This is a genomic window from Labrys neptuniae (assembly GCF_040797145.1).
In the GTDB taxonomy this organism is placed as follows: Bacteria; Pseudomonadota; Alphaproteobacteria; order Rhizobiales; family Labraceae; genus Labrys; species Labrys neptuniae.
Window position 1 is genome coordinate 1 of record NZ_JBFNQD010000011.1, and the last position, 23,979, is coordinate 23,979.

Annotated in this window: 21 protein-coding genes and 1 pseudogene; 14 read left to right on the top strand and 8 right to left on the bottom strand. The window is 64.3% G+C overall.

Annotated features, from left to right (window positions below; translation table 11 throughout):
- Positions 1-153, top strand: a pseudogene (locus ABXS05_RS25220) (purine permease); the annotation flags it as partial.
- A gap of 509 nt (positions 154-662) precedes the next feature.
- Here the strand turns inward: ABXS05_RS25220 and ABXS05_RS25225 are convergent.
- From ABXS05_RS25225 to ABXS05_RS25235, 3 genes are read right to left on the bottom strand one after another with little or no spacing between them, the layout of a single operon-like run.
- Positions 663-1,451 (bottom strand): amino acid ABC transporter ATP-binding protein, encoded by a 789-nt coding sequence (locus tag ABXS05_RS25225; RefSeq protein ID WP_311944977.1) that lies wholly within the window; start codon positions 1,449-1,451, stop codon positions 663-665.
- On the bottom strand, positions 1,448-2,416 hold the full coding sequence (locus ABXS05_RS25230) for an amino acid ABC transporter permease (RefSeq protein WP_311944974.1): 969 nt from the start codon (positions 2,414-2,416) through the stop codon (positions 1,448-1,450). Before ABXS05_RS25230 ends, ABXS05_RS25225 begins: the two co-directional genes overlap by 4 nt.
- 45 nt (positions 2,417-2,461) lie before the next feature.
- On the bottom strand, positions 2,462-3,286 hold the full coding sequence (locus ABXS05_RS25235) for an ABC transporter substrate-binding protein (protein WP_367625754.1): 825 nt from the start codon (positions 3,284-3,286) through the stop codon (positions 2,462-2,464).
- A 491-nt stretch (positions 3,287-3,777) separates the two neighbouring features.
- Between ABXS05_RS25235 and hutC the strand changes: the two genes are divergently transcribed.
- The 3 genes from hutC (at position 3,778) to ABXS05_RS25250 (ending at position 7,391) form a co-directional block, all read left to right on the top strand.
- Positions 3,778-4,506 (top strand): histidine utilization transcriptional repressor HutC, encoded by a 729-nt coding sequence (hutC, locus tag ABXS05_RS25240; RefSeq protein ID WP_311944980.1) that lies wholly within the window; start codon positions 3,778-3,780, stop codon positions 4,504-4,506.
- Positions 4,507-4,643: 137 nt separating this feature from the next.
- Positions 4,644-5,753 (top strand): aminotransferase class I/II-fold pyridoxal phosphate-dependent enzyme, encoded by a 1,110-nt coding sequence (locus ABXS05_RS25245; RefSeq protein WP_367625755.1) that lies wholly within the window; start codon positions 4,644-4,646, stop codon positions 5,751-5,753.
- Between the two features lie 234 nt (positions 5,754-5,987).
- Complete coding sequence (locus ABXS05_RS25250) at positions 5,988-7,391, top strand: FAD-binding oxidoreductase (protein ID WP_367625756.1); 1,404 nt, start codon at positions 5,988-5,990, stop codon at positions 7,389-7,391.
- 127 nt (positions 7,392-7,518) lie between these two features.
- On the opposite strand, the gene ABXS05_RS25255 is transcribed toward ABXS05_RS25250, so the two are convergent.
- Positions 7,519-8,418, bottom strand: a complete 900-nt coding sequence (locus ABXS05_RS25255; RefSeq protein ID WP_311944969.1) for a LysR family transcriptional regulator — start codon at positions 8,416-8,418, stop codon at positions 7,519-7,521.
- An 85-nt stretch (positions 8,419-8,503) separates the two neighbouring features.
- Between ABXS05_RS25255 and ABXS05_RS25260 the strand changes: the two genes are divergently transcribed.
- Positions 8,504-9,322, top strand: a complete 819-nt coding sequence (locus ABXS05_RS25260) for a phytanoyl-CoA dioxygenase family protein (protein ID WP_311944968.1) — start codon at positions 8,504-8,506, stop codon at positions 9,320-9,322.
- 360 nt (positions 9,323-9,682) lie between these two features.
- Here ABXS05_RS25260 and ABXS05_RS25265 read toward each other — a convergent pair whose 3' ends face one another.
- The gene (locus ABXS05_RS25265; RefSeq protein ID WP_311944966.1) at positions 9,683-10,606 is read right to left on the bottom strand and encodes a LysR family transcriptional regulator; all 924 of its coding nucleotides are present in this window, start codon (positions 10,604-10,606) and stop codon (positions 9,683-9,685) included.
- Positions 10,607-10,744: 138 nt separating this feature from the next.
- On the opposite strand from ABXS05_RS25265, the gene ABXS05_RS25270 reads away from it, so the two are divergent.
- From ABXS05_RS25270 to pcaD, 9 genes are all read left to right on the top strand, one after another.
- Positions 10,745-11,923, top strand: a complete 1,179-nt coding sequence (locus ABXS05_RS25270) for a muconate/chloromuconate family cycloisomerase (protein WP_367625757.1) — start codon at positions 10,745-10,747, stop codon at positions 11,921-11,923.
- 10 nt (positions 11,924-11,933) lie between these two features.
- Complete coding sequence (gene catC / locus ABXS05_RS25275) at positions 11,934-12,224, top strand: muconolactone Delta-isomerase (RefSeq protein WP_367625758.1); 291 nt, start codon at positions 11,934-11,936, stop codon at positions 12,222-12,224.
- A gap of 71 nt (positions 12,225-12,295) precedes the next feature.
- Positions 12,296-13,234, top strand: coding sequence for a catechol 1,2-dioxygenase (gene catA / locus ABXS05_RS25280; protein WP_367625759.1), 939 nt, complete (start codon positions 12,296-12,298; stop codon positions 13,232-13,234).
- 226 nt (positions 13,235-13,460) lie between these two features.
- Positions 13,461-14,819: a Rieske 2Fe-2S domain-containing protein gene (locus tag ABXS05_RS25285; protein WP_367625760.1), complete on the top strand. Its 1,359-nt coding sequence runs from the start codon at positions 13,461-13,463 to the stop codon at positions 14,817-14,819.
- Positions 14,816-15,304 (top strand): benzoate 1,2-dioxygenase small subunit, encoded by a 489-nt coding sequence (gene benB / locus ABXS05_RS25290; protein ID WP_367625761.1) that lies wholly within the window; start codon positions 14,816-14,818, stop codon positions 15,302-15,304. The genes ABXS05_RS25285 and benB overlap by 4 nt, the downstream gene beginning before the upstream one ends.
- Before the next feature lie 36 nt (positions 15,305-15,340).
- Positions 15,341-16,369: a benzoate 1,2-dioxygenase electron transfer component BenC gene (gene benC, locus ABXS05_RS25295; RefSeq protein ID WP_367625762.1), complete on the top strand. Its 1,029-nt coding sequence runs from the start codon at positions 15,341-15,343 to the stop codon at positions 16,367-16,369.
- A complete protein-coding gene (benD, locus tag ABXS05_RS25300) occupies positions 16,366-17,151 on the top strand; it encodes a benzoate diol dehydrogenase BenD (RefSeq protein ID WP_149250255.1) in 786 nt (261 codons plus the stop codon). Before benC ends, benD begins: the two co-directional genes overlap by 4 nt.
- Before the next feature lie 72 nt (positions 17,152-17,223).
- Positions 17,224-18,555 carry an MFS transporter gene (locus ABXS05_RS25305; RefSeq protein WP_367625763.1) on the top strand — a complete coding sequence of 444 codons (1,332 nt, stop codon included), beginning with the start codon at positions 17,224-17,226 and terminating at the stop codon, positions 18,553-18,555.
- A 75-nt stretch (positions 18,556-18,630) separates the two neighbouring features.
- Entirely contained in the window at positions 18,631-19,416 is a 786-nt protein-coding gene (pcaD, locus tag ABXS05_RS25310) for a 3-oxoadipate enol-lactonase (RefSeq protein WP_367625764.1), read from the top strand.
- A gap of 154 nt (positions 19,417-19,570) precedes the next feature.
- Here the strand turns inward: pcaD and ABXS05_RS25315 are convergent, their stop codons facing one another.
- From ABXS05_RS25315 to ABXS05_RS25325, 3 genes are read right to left on the bottom strand one after another with little or no spacing between them, the layout of a single operon-like run.
- Complete coding sequence (locus ABXS05_RS25315; RefSeq protein WP_367625765.1) at positions 19,571-21,025, bottom strand: aldehyde dehydrogenase family protein; 1,455 nt, start codon at positions 21,023-21,025, stop codon at positions 19,571-19,573.
- A 43-nt stretch (positions 21,026-21,068) separates the two neighbouring features.
- Positions 21,069-21,830 (bottom strand): SDR family NAD(P)-dependent oxidoreductase, encoded by a 762-nt coding sequence (locus tag ABXS05_RS25320; protein WP_367625766.1) that lies wholly within the window; start codon positions 21,828-21,830, stop codon positions 21,069-21,071.
- 25 nt (positions 21,831-21,855) lie between these two features.
- Positions 21,856-23,979 carry a hydantoinase B/oxoprolinase family protein gene (locus tag ABXS05_RS25325; RefSeq protein WP_367625767.1) on the bottom strand — a complete coding sequence of 708 codons (2,124 nt, stop codon included), beginning with the start codon at positions 23,977-23,979 and terminating at the stop codon, positions 21,856-21,858.

Below are 23,979 nucleotides of genomic sequence, written 5' to 3' on the forward strand. Positions count from 1 at the left end.
TCCGACCAGCAATCGGTGTTCGTCGCCGGCATGGAGCGCACTCTGCGCTACCAGGACATCTCGATGCTGCATGAGGGCGACTATTTCCTCAACGGCAAGCTCTATGATGCCAATGGCAGCGAGGTGAAGGTCGAGGGACCGGGCCACCATTGAGGGAGAGCCGTGGGTTTATGCATGCCCGCCGGCATGTTGGTGATGACGAAGCGGTAGCAACGGCTTGATGAACGGAGTCCCATCGTGAAATCCGTTCCGTCTCGCGCCCGCCTCGAAATGCGCTGGACGCACGGGGCAAGGCCACCTTCTCGGAGGCAATCATCGGTCCCTCACGTCGGGACGCGGTGATGGGAGCATGCGGGGCGGCCCTGTTTCCTATCAAGGGCCGCTTGCCGCGTGGGCAGCACCGCCCCCGACCCTGGATTTCCAATCTCCGGAGCAAACTCAGTGCTGGATAAAACCTGGGAGCAACATCATCGGCCACTTACAGCATCGTGCCCGATTTCCGACCCGATCACGATGCTGTAATTGATTGTTGCCGCATCGTCTCTGCCGGAAACCGGTACCCACTTTTCGGCACGACGCTCTCGTCAAACTTGCTACGCCTGCGTCTCCGCCAGGCGGCAACTCCCGGTTCAAGACAACGACTAAACGATGTTTGTCTATCCCTATACAAGCACCTTGGAGAGAAAGGCTTGCGTTTGTGGATGGCATGGGTTGCCCAGTACATCCCCGGGCTTACCTTCTTCGATGATCTCGCCGCCGGCCATGAAGACGATATGATCAGCCACTTCACGGGCGAAGGCGATCTCGTGGGTCACCACGATCATCGTCATGCCGCTTTGGGCAAGATCGCGCATCACGTCCAGCACATCGGAGACCAGCTCGGGGTCCAGGGCGCTGGTCGGTTCGTCGAACAGGATGAGCTTGGGCTGCATGGCGAGGGCGCGCGCAATCGCGACACGCTGCTGCTGCCCGCCGGATAGCTGGCGGGGGTAGGCGTTGACCTTCTCAGCCAGTCCGACGCGCTTCAGGATGGCGTGGGCGCGCTCCCTCACGTCCTCGCGCGGCTCCCGCTTCACCCCGACCGGTCCCTCCATGATGTTCTGGAGAACCGTCATGTGCGGGAACAGATTGAAGTGCTGGAACACCATGCCGATATGGATGCGCTGGCGCGCTATCTCATGCTCGTGCATTTCCTGGAGGTAGCCCTTGTGCTCCTTGTAGCCGATCAGCTCGCCATCCACGCGGATGCGGCCCTTGTCGATACGCTCCAGATGGTTGATGCAGCGCAGGAAGGTGCTTTTGCCGGAACCGGATTGGCCGAGCAGGCACATCACCTGGCCGTTCGAAACGGACAGGTTTATTCCCTTGAGAACCTCCAGGGCGCCGAAGGACTTCCGCACGCCCGTCGCCTGCACCATGATCTTGGCCGGCGGCTTTGGTTGAAAGGTCATGGCGCGCTCCCTTTCTCGCCAGGATCGAGCCGGTTGTTGCGCGACAGCCCGAAGAACGCGCCGATGCTTTGCAGGGGCGTTGGAGGGAGGTTGCGGCTGCTGCCGCGGGCGTAGTGGCGCTCGATGTAATACTGGATGCCGCTCATCACCGAAACGATGATCAGGTACCAGATGACCGCCACCAGCAGCAGCGGAATGGTCTCGAACGTGCGCGTATAGATCGTCTGGGCGGCGAAGAGCAGTTCGGGAACGGCGATGATGCTGACCAGGGCCGACATCTTCAGCATGTTGATGGTGTCATTGCCGAGCGGCGGGATGATGACACGCATCGCCTGCGGCAGTATCACCCGCCGCAGCAGCCGCCCGCGCGACATGCCGATGGACTGGGCCGCTTCCGTCTGGCCGTGATCGATGGAAATGATGCCCGCGCGGATGATCTCCGCGCTGTAGGCGGCTTCGTTCAGGCCGAGCCCGAGGATTGCCGCCACATAGGGCGTGATCAGCACATTGGCATCCAGCTCGACGAAGTCGGGACCGATGAACGGGATGCCCAGCGAGATATGGGGAAACAGGGCCGACAGATTGTACCAGACCAGCAATTGCACCAGCAGCGGCGCTCCGCGGAAGAACCACACGAAAAGCCATGATGCACCCGACAGGATGGGGTTCGGCGACAGCCGCATGACCGCCAGCATCACGCCCAGCGCGACACCCATCACCATGGCGATGGCCGTCAGCTCGAGAGTACGCCATACGCCCAGCAAGATCGTCTGCGAGGTGAAATATTGACCGACCACAGCCCATTCGAACCGCGGGTTGGTGAAGAGCGTGTGCACCAGCATCGCCGCCAGAAGGGCGACGAAGGCGATGGCCACCCAGCGCCAGGGATGACTGGCCGGCCTGATGGCCAGGTCGATCGTGGGATCGACATCCGCTCCCTTCGGACGGGTCTCGTTGACCGACATGGCTGGCTCCCGAAGTTGCGGCTGCCGGGTGGCGATCTCCATCCCTTATTGGCCGTCGTTGATCGTGGCCGTCTTGATGGCGCCGACCTCCTGTCCCCACTTGGCCAGGATCTTGCCGTAGGTGCCTTCGTCGATCAAAGCCTGCACGGAGGCCTGGAGGGCCTTGGCCAGTTCGTCGGAGCCCTTGGGCAGCACCAAGCCGTAGCGACGCGGTGCATAGGAGGTGCCCGGCACCTCGAAGGAGCCTTTGTGCTGCTGCGCAATATAGGCGCCGGCAGCGGTGTCGATCATGGCCACGTCGGCCCGGCCCGCCTGCAAGGCCAGGACGATCTGGCTGGTGCCGGGCAGGATCTTGGCGCTGACTTCCGGCTTGCCGGCCTTCACACAGTCGTCCGAAGCCTTCTTGGCATCGTCGATTTCCGTGGTGCCCTTGTCGATTGCGACGGAGATGCCGCAGATGTCGGCCAGGCTATGGATGTTCTTGGGGTTGCCTTGCTTGACCAGGAAACCGCCACCCGAGGTGAAATAGTCGACGAAATCGACCTTCTTGCGTCGTTCCTCGGTGTCGGTCATCGCCGACATCGCCATGTCGTAGCGGTTGGCCGCGAGAGCCGGGATGATGGCGTCGAAGCTCATATGCTGGAATTCGAGCTTGACGCCGAGCTTCTGCCCGATCGCTTCTGCCAGATCCTTGTCGAGGCCGATGATGGTGGTGTTGTCGGTGTCGAAATATTCGAACGGCGGATATTCGACGTTGCTGGCGACCCTTATCTGGCCAGCTTCCTTCAATTTGGCGGGCAGCATGGCCTGGATCTTGGGATCTGCCTTGGTCGCAATGGCGGTATCGGCATGAGCCGTACCTACGAGCATTGCTCCGACCAGGAACAACGCGGCTGCGGTCGCCGAGGCCGACCGAGCGTGACGACGACGTTCATTGCCCATGCATTGAGTCCCCTGTTTATCGCGAGGGCCACATTGACGTGGTCTCGAAGCTCGCGGATTTTGGTTCTGGATGGTTTGGTGATTAGATGTATATACTAGTTTATACAACTTGCCGAAGCCGTTTTTGTCAAGCGCGATCCGTCCTTGAGGTCCGGGGGGCGCCCTTCGGTAGCGAGATGGGATCGGTTGGCGCTCCGGCTCTTCTCGACACGGCGGCGTATCGGGACTGGCAGGCATTTCGTTTTACTATATAGCTATATACATTATTGGGAATTGCTGCCCATCGAGCGTGCCTTCGGGGAAGTGGTCGGTTCTCGGCTGCTGCCCCATGCGGCTTGTATTAACATGTAGACCTGTTTGATTCAGACGCATTGGCACATGGCGAGATGAACAAGAAAAGAGATGGCGCCTTGAAGGAGATGGTCCGCGGCAACGGCGAGATCGGGGTCTCGCTGGGGCAGCAGGTGCGCAACCATATTCTGGCGAATATCAATTCGGGCGAATGGCAGGAAGGCTATCAGGTCCCGTCTGAATCGCGCCTTTCGGAACAGTTGGGCGCCTCGCGCATGACCGTCCATATTGCCATGCGCGACCTCGCCGCGGAGGGGGTGCTGGTGCGGCGGCAGGGGGCGGGCACCTTTGTCGCCGCCCGCCAGAGCCAATCCACCTTCCTGGAATTGCGCAACATCCATTCCGAGATCGAAGCGCGCGGGAACCGGCATACGACAGACGTCATCAAGATGGAGGAGGTCAACAGCGATCTCAATCTCGCGACCGAGCTCAATGTCGTGCCCGGTTCCACGGTATTTCACTCTCTGTTGGTTCACCGGGAAAACGGAAGACCGCTGCAAATTGAAGACAGATACGTAAACCCGCAGTTTTCTGCGGACTATCTGGAGCAGGATTTCACAAAAATCACGCCTTATGTCCACCTGATGGCCGTGGCTCCCCTGGAGGAGGTCGAGCATGTCATTCAGGCCGTCCTGGCCGATGAGTTCAGCTGCAAGCTGCTCGAAATGAAGGAGGGCGAACCGCTGCTTCTGCTGCGCCGCCGCACCTGGTCGCGCGGCATGATTGCCACCAGCGCGCGCTTCCTGCACCCGGGTCCTCGCTTCAGTCTTGCCGGGCGAATGCCTGTCGGACGCTGACGCGAGGGGGAGGCGGGTTTCCGGCGGGCCCAGCCTTGCCGTCCCTCCGCCGAAGGGCTTTGTCTGCCTTGACAGGGGCTCGACATCTGAAAGATATTAAAGTTGCATATACAACTCTATATAACTTGGATGCCGACATGTTGGGGCCAATGTTTGCAATCGGCGATCAGGGAGCTGGCGTACCCAAGCCCAGCGCGCGGCTGACGGAATTGCCCGGCTACGGACGCGGCCGGGCCGGGCCCGGCATCGCGTTCGCGCACCGGCTCGGTTCCAACGAGGCACCGGATCCACCGAGCGCGGCCGTCCAGGCCGCCGTGGCCAAGGCAATGACGGGCGCGCACCGCTATCCGGACTTGCGCGGCGAAACGCTGGCGGAGGCGCTGGCAAACCGGCATGGTCTGCCCGCCGACATGGTCGCGGTATCGGCGGGCTCCGTCACCATGCTGGACCAGCTCATCCGCGTCTATTGCGATCCTGGCGACAGGGTGATCACGCCCTGGCGCTCCTATGAGGCCTATCCGATCATCGTCGGCGGAGCAGGCGCGCGCCTTGTGGAGGTGCCGCTTGACGGTCGTCACCGGCTGAATGCGGCAGCGATCCTCCAGGCCTGCAGATCCGAGGCGCGGGTGGTGATCATTTGCAACCCCAACAATCCGACCGGCACCGTGCTGGCGCCGGACGAGTTGGAGGCGCTGCTGGATGCCATACCCGCGCAAACGCTCATCATCCTCGACGAGGCCTATGCCGACTATGCCGACGAGGCGGCGATGGTTGCAGCCTCGCCCGCGCGCCGCCTCGCCCGGCATCGGAACCTTGCCGTGCTGCGCACGTTTTCCAAAGCCTGGGGGCTTGCCGGCATGCGGGTCGGCTATTGCCTGGCGGATCGAAGCGTCATTGCAGCGGCCAATGCGGTCGCGCCGCCATTCCCGCTGCCGGCAACCGCGCAGGCGGCGGCGCTCGCGGCCCTTGCCGAGGAGGATGTGGTCGCGGCACGCATAGCTGCCAGCCTCGAGCAGCGAGGGCACATGTATGAGGGGCTTTCGGCCCTTGGATTCGAGGTCGCGCTCTCGCAGGCCAATTTCGTGTGGTTGGCGGTCGGCGCGGAAGCTGAGGCGCTGACTCTTCATTTGTCCGCGGCCGGGATTGCGGTGCGCTGTTTTCGCGGCGAGGGCGTGCGCGTCACGACGGGGACTGCGGCTGCCACCCAAGCCCTGTTGACGGCGGCGGCGTCCTGGCTGTCGAGGTGAAGGGCCGAGGGGAGAGCGACGATCGGCTGAGGCCACGGCGGGCGGCCGGGAACATCGGGATGCCGTTCGCTGGGAAGGGTTGATCTGCCCGATGCTGTTCACCAATGCGGCTATGGCGGGAGCGTCCTATCGACCATCGTGACCGCGACGGGATAGTCTTGCTCCGCCCGCGAGCCGTGGGCGCCTTCGTCCATTCCGCAGACGTCCTGCGGACAACATAGTCAGCGGAGTGCCATGTCGAGAGAAAGCACCCTTCCCAAGGCGTTCGTCCAGACCCTGCGAGAGCGGTTCGCGGATCGTTTCCAGACCGGGGCGGCCATATGTGCGCAACACGGTTCCACGACCACCTGGATCGAGAACCAGCCGCCGGATGGCGTGGTCTTCGCCGAGAATACGGCGGAGGTTGCCGATATCGTCGGACTGTGTGGCGAGGCGGGCGTGCCGGTCATCCCCTTCGGCGCGGGCAGCTCGCTCGAAGGCCAGCTCAATGCGCCAAGAGGCGGTATATCCGTCGACCTGACGCGGATGGACCGCATTCTTGCGGTCAACGCCGAAGACATGGACTGCGTGATCCAACCGGGTGTGACACGCAGCCGCCTGAACGACTATCTGCGCGATACCGGCCTGTTCTTCCCTCTCGATCCCGGCGCCGATGCGACTCTCGGCGGTATGGCCGCCACCCGCGCTTCGGGCACGACCGCGGTGCTCTATGGCACCATGAAGGACGCGGTGCTGTCACTCGAGGCCGTGATGCCGGACGGCCGGGTGATCCGCACCGGCCACCGGGCGCGCAAGAGTGCGGCGGGCTACGATCTGACCAGGCTGCTGGTCGGTTCCGAAGGCACGCTCGGCATCATCACAGAGCTGACGGTTCGGTTGCGAGGCATTCCCGAGGCGGTGTCGGCGGCCCGCTGCTCCTTCCCCACCGTCGAAGATGCCAGCAATGCCGTTATCAGCGGCCTTCAATTCGGCCTGCCCTTTGCGCGGATCGAGCTGTTGGACGCAACCACGGTCAAGGCGGTCAATGCCCATTCGCAGCTGAACCTGCCGGAGACGCCGCTGCTGCTGGCCGAATTCCACGGCACGCCGGACACGGTCGCTGAATTGTCGGTGCGTTTCGGGGACATCGCCCGCGAGCACGGCGCCACCGCACTGGACTGGACGACCGATCCGCAGGAACGGACGCGGTTGTGGAAGGCGCGCCACGACCTGTTCTGGGCGGTCCTGGGCCTGCGGCCCGGCGCCAAGGGCATCAGCACCGATGTCTGCGTGCCGATCTCGCGACTGGCCGAATGCATCGGCGCGGCGGCCGAGAAAGCCCAATCACTGAGGCTGCTCGCTCCGATTGCGGGGCATGTCGGCGACGGCAATTTCCACAATCTGATCGTGCTCGATCCGGAGAACCCGGCAGAGCGGGCCGCTGCCAAATCCTATATCGGCTGGCTGAACGAGCTGGCTCTTTCCATGGAAGGAACCTGCACGGGCGAACATGGCGTGGGGCAGGGCAAGCGTTCCTATATGGAGCGCGAGATGGGCCCGGCACTGGATGTGATGGCGGCCATCAAGGCGGCGATCGATCCGAAGAACATCATGAACCCGGGAAAGATCCTGCCTGAACGCTTCGAAGCGCAAAGCTAGCGGATCGTGTGGGGAAGGGATGAAATTTCAAAAAATAGCGCAAGAATAAGAGCTTACGGCATCAATTTCGATTTGAACCCCAAGTTAGATTCTGTAGCGCCGCTCTGAGTGGTGCAGAGCGGCCCGTTCATTCGCGGCTGAACGCCTCGACAATGGCTTGCGAGGCGGGATTCAGGATCGCGCTCTTCGCACCGTCGAGCGGGCAGGCGAGGATGACCGGCTCCCGGGCGAAATCCTCGGCGATCGGCACACTGGCCAGGGGAGTCCCGTCATAGGCACAGCTGCTTTTCGATCCTGCATAGGTGATGCCGATGCCATCGCCATGGGCGGCCAGGCTGCGCATGACCTCGAGTGCCTGCACCCTGTGGCGAACGACCGGCTCCGCGCCGATCCGCCGGAAGAGGCCCAGGACGTGTCTTACCGACAGGCCTTCCTCGAAGAGGATCAGCGCGCGTTGGCCGAGGTCACGGAGGCTGACCTCCTGCAAGCCGGCAAGGGGGTCGTCGACGCGCATCAAGGCGTGGGGCTGGATGGACGCGAGCGGTCGGCGCAGGAAGCTTGCGTCGAGACCAAGGTCGAACGTCACGGCCAGGTCGATGCGCGATTGCAGCATGTCGCGGGCGAGCGTCTCGAAATCGGCGATGCGATAGCGGATCTCGGCGCCCGGCAGCTTGCTGCGCAGGGCGTTGAGCAGGCGGCCGATATGAAGCGGCGCCAGATCCTCGAACAGCCCCAGTGTCAGGCGGCCGGCAGTAGCGCGTTGGTTGCGGGCGGGATCATCCAACTGCCGGGCGAGGGAGATGATCTCCTCGACCTGGGCAAGATAATCCCGGCCGAAATCGGTCAGCTCGACCGGGGCACCCCGGCGCCGGATGAAAAGCTTGCGCGCCAGGCGCCGCTCGACCTGCGTGATGGCGACCGAAAGCGAGGGCTGCGATACGTTGAGCTGCGAGGCGGCGGCCGAAAGACTGCCTGAGTGGGCCACGGCGGAAACATACTCGAACTGGCGAAGCGTGAGATATAGCATGAGCCTAAGAGTAGTTTAGATACTTATTATTTGAAACTATAAACGATTGCCTGTTTGCTCGTGCCGTCAAGCAGGGAGGAACGCAATGACACATCCGCTCGTCACGCAGGAACAGATCGAGGCCTATCAGCGCGACGGCGTCGTGCTGGTGCGCGGATTGTTCAAGGATCACGTGGAGAGACTGCGGGCGGGTGTGGCCCGCAACATGGCCGAGCCCAGCCAATATGGCGCCGAGAACCTCAAGCCCGGCGAGGCTGGTCGCTTCTTCGACGACTATTGCAATTGGGAGCGCATCCCCGAATTCGAGACCGTGATCCGTCACTCCGCAGCCGGCGAGGTCGCGGCGGACCTGATGGGGGCGAATTCGGTCCAGGTCTTCCACGACCATGTCCTGGTCAAGGAACCCGGCACATCGAAGCCGACGCCCTGGCACCAGGACGGTCCCTATTATTTTGTCGAGGGGACGCAGACGGTCAGCTTCTGGTCGCCGCTGGATCCGGTGCGCGAAGCGTCGCTGCGCTGCGTCGCCGGCTCGCATCGCTGGCCGAAGCCGGTCCTGCCGACGCGCTGGCTCTCGGAAGAGAATTTCTACGCCGACAGCGATGCCTATATCCCCGTACCCGATCCCGATGCGGAAGGCATGGACATTCGCGAGTGGGGGATGGAGCCGGGCGATGCCGTCGCCTTCAACTACATGACGCTCCATGGCGCTCGCGGCAACAATGCCACAACACGCAGACGGGCGTTTTCCCTGCGCCTGGTGGGAGACGACGCTCGCTATGTCGAGCGGCCCGGCCGCACCTCGCCTCCCTATCCCGGCCACGGCATGTCGGCGGGCGAAAAGCTGCGCGAAGACTGGTTCCCGACGGTTTTCCAACGTGGAGCTACGCGCGACGTCGGCTGACACATCATCGAGGGGCGGGCCGGTGCCGGCTGTTTTTCCAGCGAGGGCCCTCTGCGGAAGACAACCGGCAATCAAGTGGTCGTGGCGTTACAATAGAGGGTTTTCAAGGGAGTACGGGTTGCTGTGCCCTGAGCCCCCGCAACCCAATCAAATATGCACCAACCCCCGCGAGGTCTCATGATTCCGCGGGGTTCTGCTTTGTGAACACCGGTTTGTGCACAGGAAGGATCAATCACTGACCTCCCTGATTCAAATCGGGCGGCAGCTCCGAATGGCGCTACGCCTAAATATTTTCGCGCGTGTGAATGTCGAATGGCTCGCAATACGGCTTGGGCCCCTGCGCAGTCCTAGCGGTCGCAGTCACGGAATATAGTTGTGCGCCTTGTCCAGCCAGGGCGGATCTTCGGCATACATTTCCTGGATGAGCTTCTTGACCAGGTCGATATAGGGTGAGCTATCGCCGACCCTCTGGTTGAGGATGACGGGAGAACTGGCGTCCCTCTCCTCCAGCAGCCTGTAGTGAACGTCCGACCGCATCTGGCGGGCGGAGGCGGGCACGAGGCATAGGCCTGCATCCGCTGCGACCAGCCCGAGGGCCGCCTGGATTTCCCGCACCTCCTGAACCTCTGCGGGACGCGCATCATGGCCGTGCAGCAGGCCCAGAACATGGTCGGCATAGCTGGGGCGCGGTTCCTTGGGATAGACGATGATCTTCCGGTCCGCCAATGTCCTGATCGGTAGCGGTGCGTTGCTTTCGGCCAGCGGCGTGCCCTTGGGAATGGCGACGACCAGCCGTTCCTCGCGCAGCACGATGCCGGTGACATTGGGATCGCTGTGGCGAAGCCGACCGAAGCCGATGTCGATGCGGCCTTCCTTCAGGGCGGGGATCTGCTGCACCGACACCATTTCCAGGAGCTGGATGTCGAGCTGCGGTGCATGCTGGCGCAGCTTGCGCACGAGCGCGGGGAGGCCGCCATAGAGGGTGGAGGCGACGAAGCCGATGGAAAACACGCTGTTCTGGTTCAGCCCGACCCGGCGGGTTGCCGTCAGCATCTGGTCCACCCGGCCGAGAACCTGGAGGGACTGCTCGTAGAAGAGCCGGCCCGCATCCGTCAGGCGCACGGGCCGGCTCTTGCGGATGATCAGGGGCACGCCCAGTTCCTCCTCCAGCAGCTGGATCTGCCGGCTCAAGGGCGGCTGCGCCATGTGCAGGAGCTCGGCCGCGCGGGTGAAATTGCGCTCGCGTGCCACCGCCACGAAATAGCGGATCTGGCGAAGATCCATTTTACCCTCCCTCAGAGGTATGTTGCACTGCGGTAAGTGCCGTTATTCGAGGGCTTTTCCCAGTACTATACCTACAAGGTATCATGTCCAACACAAATGGTGTTGGACGGGGCGTCATGGCTGCCGCAGGATCGCAGCATGAACACGGTTTTTGCCCCCCTCGCTCCGGCCACAGCCCTCGCTCCCGTCGTCGAACGGATCGAGACACTGCTCGTCGACCTGCCCACCATCCGGCCGCACAAATTGTCGGTCGCCACCATGGACGGCCAGACCCTGATGCTGGTGAAGGTTCACTGCAGCGACGGCATCACCGGTATCGGGGAGGGCACGACGATCGGCGGGCTCGCCTATGGCGGAGAAAGCCCGGAGGGCATGAAGCTCGCCATCGACAGTTATTTTGCGCCGGTCATGATCGGTGAGGATGCGACCCGCGTGCAGGCCCTGATGGCCCGCCTCGGCAGGATGGTGAAGGAAAACCGCTTCGCCAAGAGCGCGGTGGAAACGGCCTTGCTCGATGCCCACGGCAAGCGCCTCGGCCTGCCGGTCAGCGAATTGCTCGGCGGGCGCCGCCGCGACCGGCTGCCGGTGGCCTGGACGCTCGCCTCCGGCGACACGGCCAGGGATATCGCCGAGGCCGAACATATGCTGGATCAGCGCCGGCATCGCATCTTCAAGCTGAAGATCGGCGCCAGGGGGCTGAAGGAAGACATCGCCCATGTCGCCGCGATCAAGCGGGCGCTCGGCGAGCGCGGCGCGGTGCGTGTCGACGTCAACATGGCCTGGAGCGAAACCGAGGCTGTCTTCGGCATGGCGGCGCTGGCCGACGCCGGCTGTGAGCTGGTGGAGCAACCCGTGGCCTCGACCGCCGCCCTGGCCCGGCTGGTCCGTCGTTTCCCTGTGGCGCTGATGGCCGATGAAGCGCTGACGGGGCCGGAATCCGCCTTCGAGATCGCCAAGACCGCCGGCGCCGACGTCTTCGCCGTCAAGATCGAGCAGAATGGCGGCCTCTACAACGCGCAGCGCGTCGCGGCCATCGCGGACGCGGCGGGTATCGGCCTGTATGGCGGCACCATGCTGGAAGGCCCGGTCGGCACCATCGCCTCGGCGCAGGTCTTCTCGACCTTTGCCGATCTGCAATGGGGCACCGAATTGTTCGGCCCGCTGCTGCTGACGCAGGAGATCCTGCGCCAGCCGCTCGATTACAGCGACTTCGAGCTGACGGTTCCGGACGGGTCGGGGCTCGGCATCGACCTGGACGAGGAACGCGTCGCCTTCTTCGCCCGCAACGGTCCGCGCAAGACGATCAGCGCCGGTTGAGGAGAGAGCCATGCTGTTCCACGTCAGGATGGATGTGACCATCCCCCACGACCTGCCCGCGAGTGAGGCGGCCGAGATCATCGCGAAGGAAAAGGCCTATTCACAGGCGCTGCAAAGCAGCGGCAAGTGGCGGCACATCTGGCGCATTGCCGGTGCCTACGCGAACTACAGCGTGTTCGATGTGAAGGACAATGCGGAACTGCACGAGATCCTCTCGGGCCTGCCGCTGTTCAAGTTTATGCGTATCGAGGTGGCCCCGCTGCTGCGACACCCCTCTTCGATCCGCGACGGTGATGGCTGACGTCACCGCGCCCGGGGCGACCACGATGACGAGGCTCCCATAAATTCAAAAGCAATAAATGGAGGATTGAAATGAGCGTGAAGATCTTCGCAAGGCCGGACATCCAGGATTTCCTGAAGGTCCTGAGCGGCCTCGACAAGGACGGCGGCAATCCGCGCGTCAAGCACATCGTCCATCGGATCATGTCGGACCTCTTCAAGGCGATCGACGATCTCGATATCACCCCGGACGAATACTGGACAGCCATCGCCTGGCTCAACGACATCGGCGCGGCCGGACAAGCGGGCCTGATTTCGCCCGGCCTCGGCCTCGATCACTTCCTCGACGAACGCCTCGACGCGATCGACGCAGAGCTCGGCATCGACAACCCGACACCACGCACGATCGAGGGACCGCTCTATGTCGCCGGAGCGCCGGTCTCACATGGCTTCGCCCGCCTCGACGACGGCACGGATACGAACGGCCACACGCTGATCATGCACGGCACCGTCCGCGGCGCCGACGGCCGGCCGCTGCCGGGGGCGACCGTCGAGGTCTGGCACTGCGACACCCGCGGCTTCTACTCGCATTTCGATCCGACCGGAAAGCAGGCGCCGTTCAACATGCGCCGCACCATCATTGCCGACGGCGAGGGCCGCTACAAATTCCGCAGCATCGTGCCGAACGGCTATGGCGTGCCGCCGGGCAGCCCGACGGAAAAGCTGCTCTCTGCCCTTGGCCGCCATGGCCAGCGCCCGGCCCATATCCACCTCTTCATCAGCGGCGAAGGCCATCGCAAGCTGACGACCCAGATCAACATCGAGGGCGATCCGCTGGTCAATGACGACTTCGCCTATGCCACCCGCGACGGCCTCGTTCCAGCCGTCGTCGAGCGGACGGACGCGGCCAGCATCGCGGCCAATGGGCTGGAGGGGCCCTTCGCCGAGATCGTGTTCGACATCCATCTGACCGCACTGGTCGACGGCGTCGACAACCAGATCAACGACCAGCGCAAGCGCGCCGCGGCCTAGAGCAAAACGCGTTCAAGCATGAACGCTTGTTTGCTCTAACTCCTTGTTCCCAAGCCAATTCAGAGGATTGGCTGACGCGTCTTTGCGATTCTCGGTGAATTCACCAAATCGCAAAACGCTTTAGCCGGCGGCGGCACCAGCGGCCCCGGCGGCCGCTCCATCCACCCCGATCATCGACATCGTTGCAAGGGCCGCGCCGACCGCCGTCCCCTGCGGGAGAGAAGTCATGTCCGCAATCATCGACAAGGCCCGTGATCTCGATCATCTGCTCGCCACCGCCGTGCAGGATGATCATGAGGCCGGCGTGTTTCGCTGCCGCCGCGACATCTTCACCGACGCGGACCTGTTCGCGCTGGAGATGAAGCACATCTTCGAGAGCAACTGGGTCTATCTGGCCCATGAAAGCCAGATCCCCGACAACAACGACTATTACACCACCTCCATCGGCCGTCAGCCGGTGGTGATCACCCGCGACAAGACCGGCACGCTCAACGCCGTCATCAATGCCTGCGCACATCGCGGAGCGATGCTCTGCCGTCGCAAGCACGGCAACAAGGGCAGCTTCACCTGCCCGTTCCACGGCTGGACCTTTTCCAACACCGGCAGGCTCCTGAAGGTGAAGGACGAAAAGACCACCCAATATCCCGAGCAGTTCGCCAAGAACGGCTCGCATGACCTGACGCGCGTCGCGCGCTTCGAGAATTATCGCGGCTTCCTGTTCGGCAGCCTGAAGGAGGACGTGGCGCCGCTGACCGACTTCCTCGGGCAGGCGCGGATCATCATCGACCAGATCGTCGACCAGGCGCCGGATGGACTGGAGGTGCTGCGGGGCAATTCCTCCTACATCTATGACGGCAATTGGAAGCTGCAGATGGAGAATGGCTGCGACGGCTACCACGTCTCCTCCGTCCACTGGAACTATGCCGCCACCATGGGCCGCCGCAGCGAGGAAGGCACCAAGGCGGTCGACGCCAATTCGTGGAGCAAATCGGTCGCCGGCGTCTATGGCTTCGAGAACGGCCACATCCTGTTGTGGACCAACACGATGAATCCGGAGGTCCGCCCCGTCTACGGCCAGCGCGAGAAGATCCGCGAGCGCGTCGGCGCCGACAAGGCCGATTTCATCATCAACCAGACCCGCAATCTGTGCATCTATCCCAACCTCTTCCTGATGGATCAGTTCAGCACGCAGATCCGCGTGACGCGCCCCATCAGCGTCGACAAGACAGAGGTCAGCATCTTCTGCTTCGCCCCGAAGGGCGAGGGTGCGGAAGACCGGGCGCTGCGCATCCGCCAATACGAGGATTTCTTCAACGTCTCCGGCATGGGCACGGCCGACGATCTCGAGGAGTTCCGCGCCTGCCAGTCCGGCTATGCCGGCACGGCAGCGCTGTGGAACGACCTGTCGCGCGGCGCGCCGCTCTGGATCGACGGTCCCGACGACAATGCCAGGCGGATGGGCCTCGAGCCGCTGCTCTCGGGTGAGCGCAGCGAGGACGAGGGGCTGTTCGTCCGCCAGCACGAATATTGGGCGACGGTGATGCGCCAGGCGCTCGCTGCCGAGAGGAAGGGAGTGGTCGCATGAGCCTGTCCTATGATGCCATTCGCGCTTTCCTGTTCCGCGAGGCGCGCCTTCTCGACGATCGCCAATGGGATGAATGGCTCACCTGCTATGCGCCCGACGTCACCTACTGGATGCCGGCCTGGGACGACGACGATGCGATCACCGAGGACCCGCATGCGCAGATCTCGCTGATCTACTATCCGAGCCGGGAAGGCCTGGAAGACCGCGTCTTCCGTATCAAGACCGAGCGGTCCGGCGCCTCGACGCCGGAGCCGCGCACCAGCCACAGCGTCATCAATGTCGAGGTGACGGCCGACCGGGGTGGCGAAGTGGACGTGCGCTACAATTTCCACACGCTCAACCACCGCTACAAGGTCACCGACCAGTTCTTCGGCACCATGTTCGTGACGCTGCGCCAGGATGGCGACAAGCTTCTGATATCGAACAAGAAAATCGTCCTGAAGAACGACTATATCCGCCAGGTCATCGACGTCTACCACATCTGACGGCACCAGCCGGACAGGAACGGAGAGGAGGGTTCCATGACCTTCTACACGATCGCACTGAACTTCGAGGACGGGGTCACCCGTTTCGTCGACTGCAAGCAGGGCGAGAAGGTCCTGGATGCCGCCTTCCGCAACAAGATCAACCTGCCGATGGACTGCTCCGACGGCGTATGCGGCACCTGCAAGTGCCGCGCCGAAAGCGGTGCCTATGATCTCGGCAGTGATTTCATCGAGGATGCCCTGACCGAGGACGAGGCGGCGGAGGGCCTGGTGCTGACCTGCCAGATGGTGCCTTCGAGCGATTGCGTCCTCGCGGTGCCGACGACTTCACTCGCCTGCAAGACCGGCCACCAGAAATTCGCTGCCACGGTGGCGGCCGTGACGCCGCATCATGACGCCGCGATCGTGCTGGAACTGGAGGTGGATGCCGCCGCCGCGCCAGCCTTCCTTCCCGGTCAATATGTCAATATCGACGTGCCGGGCAGCGGCCAGAACCGCTCCTATTCCTTCTCCTCGGCGCCAGGCGATCGGCGTCTCGGCTTCCTGATCAAGACGATCCCCGATGGGGTGATGAGCGGATGGCTCGCCGGGGCCAAGCCCGGCGACAGGCTCGACCTCACCGGCCCGCTGGGCAGCTTCTATCTGAGGGACGTGAAGCGTCCTCTCCTCTTCCTTGCCGGCGGCACGGGGCTCGCGCCCTTCCTCTCGATGCTGGAGGTCCTTGCCCGCACGGGGTCAGAGCAGGTGGTCCACCTGATCTATGGCGTCACCCGCGATCTCGATTTGGTTCTCGTCGACGAAATCGCGGCCTATGCCGCTCGCCTGCCGAACTTCACCTTTACCACCGTGGTGGCCGAGGAAGCCTCCAGCCATCCGCGCAAGGGCTGGGTGACGCAGCACATGCCCGCCGAGCTTCTGCATGGTGGCGACGTCGACGTCTATCTCTGCGGCCCGCCGCCGATGGTCGATGCGGTGCGCCGGCATTTCGACGAGAATGGCGTGAAGCCCGCAAGCTTCCACTATGAGAAGTTCACGTCGAACGCCCCGGCGAAGGAAGCGGCATGAACCCGGCGTGCTTCACCGACCGCTTCGCCGGCAAGGTGCTGGTGGTGACCGGGGCGGCGCAGGGCATCGGTCGCGCTGTGGCGATCCGCGCGGCGCGGGAAGGCGGCCGTGTGCTGTTCGTCGACCGTGCCGATTTCGTCGCCGAGGTGGCGGCGCAAGCGGGCGGTGAGACGGCCGCCTTCAGCGCCGACCTCGAAACCCATGAGGGGGCCGCGGCGGCGATGCGCTTTGCCGCCGACAGGTTCGGGGGCATCGACATCCTCATCAACAATGTCGGCGGTGCCATCCGCATGCGGCCTTTTCTCGAATTCGAGCCGCAGCAGATCGACGCGGAAATCCGCCGTTCGCTGATGCCGACGCTCTATTGCTGCCATGCGGTGCTGCCTTTGCTGGTCGCCCGAGGAGGCGGTACCATCGTCAACGTCTCCTCCAATGCGACGCGCGGCATCCATCGCCTGCCCTATTCGGCGGCCAAGGGCGGCGTCAACGCCATCACGCAATCGCTGGCGATGGAGATGGCCGGCTTCGGCATCCGCGTGGTCGCGACCGCGCCGGGCGGCACCGAAGCGCCGCCGCGCCGCGTTCCACGCAATGCGGCGGGCGATACGGACCGGGAAAAGGCCTGGATGGCCGAAGTGGTGAGCCAGGTGAAGCAGTCGAGCTTCATGAAACGCTACGCCACCATCGAGGAGCAGGCGGCGCCGATCCTGTTCCTCGCCTCGGACGAGGCATCCTACATCACGGGCAGCGTGTTGCCGGTCGCCGGTGGGGACCTGGGCTGAAAAGACTGGCCTGAAAAGACCTGGCTGAAGCGATCTGGGCTGAGATGTCCAAGACAATCGGGGGGAACGACAATGCGCAAGATCGATGTGATCGAAGCGATCGACAACAATCCGTTCGGGCCGTTCCAGTGGGCGGTGGTGGCGCTTTGCGCCCTGCTGCTGATCGTCGACGGCTATGATGTCTTCGTGGCCGGCACGGTGCTGCCGACGCTGATCGCCGAATGGGGCCTGAGCAAGCCGCAGGCCGGGGTGCTGCAGGCCTGGGCGCTGTTCGGCATGATGTTCGGTGCGCTCGTCCTCGGGCCGCTCGCCGACAGGATCGGCCGCAAGAAGGGCATCGCGATCAGCTTCCTGCTGTTCACCATCGCCACCCTGGCGACCGGTTTTGCCACCTCACCGGACCAGTTCAAGATCTTCCGCTTCATCGCCGGCCTCGGCTGCGGCGGCCTGATGCCCAACGCGGTGGCGCTGATGAACGAATATGCTCCCAAGCGCCTGCGCGGCACCATGGTGGCGCTGATGTTCTCCGGCTATTCCGTCGGCGGCATGGTGGCGGCCGGGCTCGGCATCGGCCTCATCCCGCATCATGGCTGGAAACCGATGTTCTTCGTCGCCGCGGTGCCGCTCCTCCTCCTGCCTTTCATCCTGTGGAAACTGCCGGAATCGCTCGGCTTCCTGATCCGCCAGGGCGAGCAGCAGAAAGCGCAGGCCATCTATGCGCGCATCCTGCCCTCCGCCAAGCTCGAAAGCGGCGACACGCTGGTTTTCACGGAAAGCAAGGGAACATCCGCCTCGATCCTCGAATTGTTCCGCCACCAACGCGCCTTGCGCACGCTCATGCTCTGGATCGCCTTCTTCTGCTGCCTGCTGCTGGTCTACCTGCTCTCCTCCTGGCTGCCGAAGGTGCTGCAGGAGGCCGGCTATGCCGAGAAGGCCAGCCTGCTCAGCCTGTTCTCGCTGAACTTCGGCGGCATGGCCGGGGCTGTCGCCGGCGGCTGGCTGGGAGATCGTTTCGGCCTGCCGAAAGTGGTGATCGGCTTCTTCGCCGCAGCCGCGGCCTCCATCGCGCTGATCGGCAGCAATCCGCCGGCCGGCCTCCTGTTCCTGATGGTCTTCATCGCCGGCGCCTGCACCATCGGTACGCAGATCCTGCTCTATGCGAGCGTCGCCCAGCTCTACAACCTCTCCATTCGCTCGACGGGGTTGGGCTGGGCTTCCGGCGTGGGGCGCATTGGCGCCATCGTCGGCCCGACGCTCGGCGGCATGCTGCTCGCGAGGGAATTTCCGCTGCAGCAGAATTTTCTGATCTTCGCCATTCCCGCTCTGGTCTCGACCATCGCCATGCTGGTCTTCGCAGTCGCCAATGCCCGCAGCGCCGAAACCGGCCAGCTCGCCGCGATATGAGCAACGGGCGACGATCGGCAAGCAAGCACCTGCCGGTCGTCGCTTTTCCCCCTCGTAGTGACGCCGAAAGCCGCCATGCCTTATCTCGATCTCGCCAGTCACCGCCTTCACTACCGCATCGACGGCGATGCCGCGGACAGGCCGTGGCTGCTGTTCTGCAATTCGCTGGGAACCGACCTTACCATGTGGGACGGGCAGGCGTCGGCGCTGTCGCGGAGCTGCCGCGTGCTGCGCTACGACCGGCGCGGCCATGGCCTTTCCTCGGCGCCGCTGGCGCCCTACGCGCTTGCCGATCTCGGCAACGACGTTCTGGCGCTGCTCGACGCGCTGGCTATCGAGCGGACCCATTTCTGCGGCCTTTCCCTCGGCGGCCTGACGGGTCAATGGCTCGCCGTCCATGCGGGGAACCGCCTCGGCAAGGTCGTCCTCTGTGCCACCGCCGCACGGATCGGGACGCCCGAAAGCTGGAATGCCCGTATCGAAGCCGTGCGGAGAGACGGTCTCGGCTCGTTCGTGGCGGCCACGGCTGAACGCTGGTTCACGCCGGCCTTCATCGCCGGCAATCCCGATGCCGTGGGAAATGTCCTCGACCGTTTTGAGATGACCGTGCCGGAAGGATATGTCGGCTGCTGTAACGCCCTTGCTAATGCCGATCTTCGTGGAGAGATCGCCGGGATAGCAAGCCCCGTTCTTGCCATTTCCGGGGAGGACGATCCGGTTTGCCTTCCTTCCGACCTCGAGGCCCTTGCCGCTGCCGTCGAGCGGGGACGGCACGTCTCACTCATCGGTCGGCACCTCGTCAACATCGAAGCCTCATCGCCGTTCAATGCCGTGCTATCCGATTTTCTGGAATCTCGCTGAGACATTCCAGCTTGAGATTCGAGGGCATGGAAAAGCAGTAGCTATCCAGCGAAGACCGTACCTTGTCAGTGCAGGACCGCCTGTCCTGGATCGGCCGGCGATCGAAGAGCTGGAGATGATCGGGAGCGCAATAAGGCCATGCCGGGCTGTTCGCTCACCCCAGCATGATGTTGATGGTCTTGGCCTCGGTGTAGGAGATCATCTCTTCGATGCCTTCCTCACGGCCGACGCCAGAATTCTTCATGCCGCCAAAGGGAACACCGAGGAAATGGTTGGAGCAGCCATTGATCCAGACATGGCCGGAGCGGATCCTGCGGGCGACGTTGAGGGCGTTGCGGATATCGTTGGTCCACACCGCGCCGGTCAGGCCATACTCGGTGCTGTTGGCGAGTTCCACCGCTTCATCCACCGTCTTCCAGCGCCCGACCGACAGGATGGGGCCGAAGACTTCTTCCTGCCACAGCCGCATGCCGGGCTTGACGTCGGCATAGACCGTCGGCTCCACCCAGAACCCCTTGGCGAAGCGCTCGCCTGGAGGCCTGCGGCCGCCCGTCATCAGGCGCGAGCCGTCATGCCTGGCGGTTTCGAAGAAGGACAGCACCTTTTCATGCTGGATGCGTGAATTGACAGGGCCCATGTCGGTAGCGGGGTCGAAGGGATCGCCGAGCCTGAGGCCGGCAACCGCCGAAACCACGCGTTCGAGCACGGCATCGTGGATGTCCTCGTGCAGGAGCAGGCGGCTGGTCGAACCGCAGGATTGGCCCTGCCAGCTGAAATTCATGCCGCGTACGGCGGCGGCGGCGATGATGTCGGGATCGGTGTCGGGAAAGGCGATCAGGGGATTCTTGCCGCCCAGCTCCAGCGTCACATGCTTGACGGCCACCTCTGCCGCCGATCGTTGGATGGCGCGGCCGGTCTGGGGCGAGCCGATGAAGGCGATGCGCTTGATGCCGGGATGACGGACGATGGCGTTGCCCACCGTGGCGCCGGGGCCGGTGACGATGTTGAACACGCCCGCAGGCAGGGCCTCGCGCGCGACCTCGGCCAGCAGCAGCGCCGACAGGGGGCTGGTTTCCGGCGGCTTGACGATCACCGCATTGCCGGCCGCCAGCATGGCGGCGGTGCGGGCGACGGCGAACATTAGCGGGTGGTTGAAGGGCGCGATGCGCGCCACCACGCCATAGGGCTCTCGCAGGGTGAGATGCAGGTTCTCGGCCGTGGCCGGAATGGTCTCGCCCTTGAGTTCGTGAATGAGGCCGGCATAGTAGGTCAGGCTGTCGACGGCATGGCCGACATCGCCGCGCATCGGCGTGATGGTGTTGCCGGTATCGGCGACCTCGATCCTCAGGAAGTCCTCGGCGCGGGCACGCAAGGCCTTGCCGAAGGCGCGCATGCGGGCGCCGCGTTCGGATGGGGTGAGAGCGGCCCAGGCAGGCCAGGCGGCATCGGCAGCGGCAAAGGCGCGCTCGACATCCTCGGCCGTGCTGCGCGGCGAGCGGCCGATCACCTCCTCGGTGGCGGGGTTGATGGAAAGGTCGAACTCGCCGCCCGAGGCGTGCACCAGTTCGCCGCCGATCAGCATCCTGTCATGTTCTATCGCGTAAGCCATGTCTGCGTGCTCTTTCCGGCCGCTCCCGTGGGGTGGCCTGACATCAATGGGTGATCATGCCGCCATCGGCATTGAGGAGCTGTCCGGTGATCCAGCGGGCCCGGCGGGAGAGCAGGAAGGCGATGGCATCGGCGATGTCGTCGGGGCCGCCGGCGCGCTTGAGGCATTGCTGCTCGATCATGGCCGCCTTCTGCTCGGGCGTGACGGTGGCCCGCTCGACCTCGGTGAAGGTCGGGCCCGGCGTCAACGTGTTGACCCGGATTGCCTGGCCGCCGAGTTCGCGCGCCATCGCCCGCGACAGGCCCATCACACCGGCCTTGGACGAGACGTAATGGGCATAATTGGGCCGCCCGAACAGGATGGTCGAAGAGGCCACGTTGACGACCGAGCCCTCGCCCGAGGCCACCAGGGCCTCACGAGCGGCCCGTGTCATGTTGAAGACACCCTTGAGATTGACGGCCTGGACCTGGTCCCACTCGTCGGAGGGGATTTCCCAGAAGGGACGCATCTTCAGGGTCGAGAAGATCGAGGCGTTGTTGACCAGGCCGAACACGCCGCCGAACGCTGCGAGCGTCGCATCGACGGCGGCCTGGCAGCTGGCTTCATCGGCGACATTGGTGCGCGCGAACAGGCGTCGGCCGGTTCCCGGCGTGTCCTCCTCGGCCACCGCGCGGCCCTTCTCCTCGTTCCAGTCGGCGATGCAGACATCGACGCCTTCGCCGACGAGCGTGAGAGCGAGCCGGCGCCCGATGCCCTGGCCGGCACCGGTGACGATGACGGCACCATGTGAGGGATAAGACTGCATGATCGGTTCCTTTTGTGCCGGCGGGTCAGGCGGCTGCTTCGAGTTGCAGGGTGACCAGGGAAGCTTCGTCCTTGCGCACGACCTCGGCCTCGAGCAGGGTGCCGCAGGCGGTGCAGACATGCTCACGAAGTTCGAGATCGGCATGGGTGCGGATATGCGGCCCATAGGTCTCCGGCTCGACGCGATAGCTGCGTACCTTCTCCTTCCAGTTCGAGGTGACCGGGCCGAGGTCGCAGCCGCAGCCGCAGGCAAAGCGACCTTCCGTGATCGCGAGCTCGCCCTTGCCCGCTGTCCGTGTCGGCGAGGCGCCGCCCAGGCGGCGACTGCGGATCGCGGCCCGCGCCTGTTCGGTGGCGCGCTGGTCGACCATGCCCAGTGCGATCACCACGCCATATTGGGCCGCGGCAGCCGCGAGGCTGACATGGCCGTTCGCGACATCGTCGAGCACGGCGGCGGGATCGCGCAACAGCGGATCGCCATAGCCGCCGCCGCCCTGAAAGGCATAGCCGAGCACGTCGCGCGAGCTGAGGCGCATGCGGCCGGGCTTGGGACCGAGCTCATCGACCCCGGCGGCCAGCAATTCCTCGAGATCGCCGGCGAGACCTGCCAGGATGGCCGGATCGCCGGCGTCGCGGCGGATGACATTGCGGCCGCAGGCGCCGGGCAGGCCGCCGAACTGGCCCACCGCATTGGGCACCTCCACGCCATGGCCCAGCATCATGGCCTGGAGGGCGTCGGTGCCATAGGGTGCGATCGCGAGGGCGGCACCGGCGCCGCCGCGCTGGCGGCCGGGGCCGCCGCTGTCGGGCACGAAGGCGCGGAAGAGATAGAGGAAGGGTCCGTTCGCCTCATTGGCCTCGACATTGGCGATGGCCGGGCGCGGCACGCAAAAATCGCCCGAGCCGTCGAGGCCGTCATGGTCGGGGAAGGCACCGCCCCCGCCGGCGGTGGAGTCGAGCAGGAAGGTGCCGAAGGGTGCGCCGTCCCGGTCCTGCCCCGCCAGGGTCATCACCATCATGTGGCCCTTGGTGACGGCCTGGCTCTCGCCGGCATGATCGGGCGAGCAGGCCACCAGGCGCGACAGGGCCGAAACCACCACGTTCTGGACGATCCAGGCCGTCGAGATCGTGCCCGAGGAGATCGGCGCCGGCCAGGAGGCGTTGCACAGGATGCCCTCCGGCGCGACGAAATCGACGGCGCGCAGGATGCCCTCGTTCCAGCGGATGCGCGGCGCGAGGATGGGCAGCAGCCCCGTGAGGGCGGCGCCGCGCATGCCCGAGGCCGTGCAGTTGATGAAGCCGGGCGCCTGCGGCGAGGTGCCCGTCATGTCGAGGGTGAGGCGGTCGCCCTTCTTGGTCGCGGTGACGCAGACGCGGTAAAGCACGTTCTCATGGCCGTCATGCTCGATATAGTCGCGAGCCCGGAAGACGCCGTCGGGTAGAGTTGAAAGAACCTGGCGGATCTGGCGCTCGGAACTGGCGATCTCCTCGGCCATGATGGTCTCGACCGTGTCGCCGCCATAGCGGTCCATCAGTTCGACCAGGCGGCGGGCCGCCACGGTGTTGGCGGCGATCATCGCCTTGAGGTCGAGCCCCAGCACATGGGGCAGGCGGGTCATGCCCATGATCATCTGCCACAGATCCTGGCGCAGCACGCCGTTCTCGACGAGCTTGATGCCCGGCAGCAGCATGGCTTCCTGCTGGATCTCGGTGGCGCCGATGGCCCAGGAGCCGAAGCTCATGCCGCCGACGTCGAGCTGGTGGGCGCAGGAACCGGCCCAGGCGACATGGTGGCCTTGATGGAAGATGGGCGCGACGATCGAGACGTCGGGCTGGTGGATGGCGCCGCGATAGGGATCGTTGAGGATGAACATGTCACCCTCGTTGATGCCCGGATTCTCGGCGAACTCGGCATTGATCGAACGGATGACCGAGGACATCGTGCCGGTGTGGAACAGCACCTGGGGACCCATGGTGACGATGGAGCCGTCGGCGAGATAGAGGCCGTTGTTGAAGTCGGTCGCCTCGGTCACCACCGGCGAACCGGAGACCGATTTGAGCGTGATCGCCTGTTCCTCGGTGATCGCCTGCAGCTTGTTGCGCACGACCTCGAAGGTGATGGGATCGATGGCGTTGTCAGTTGTAGACAT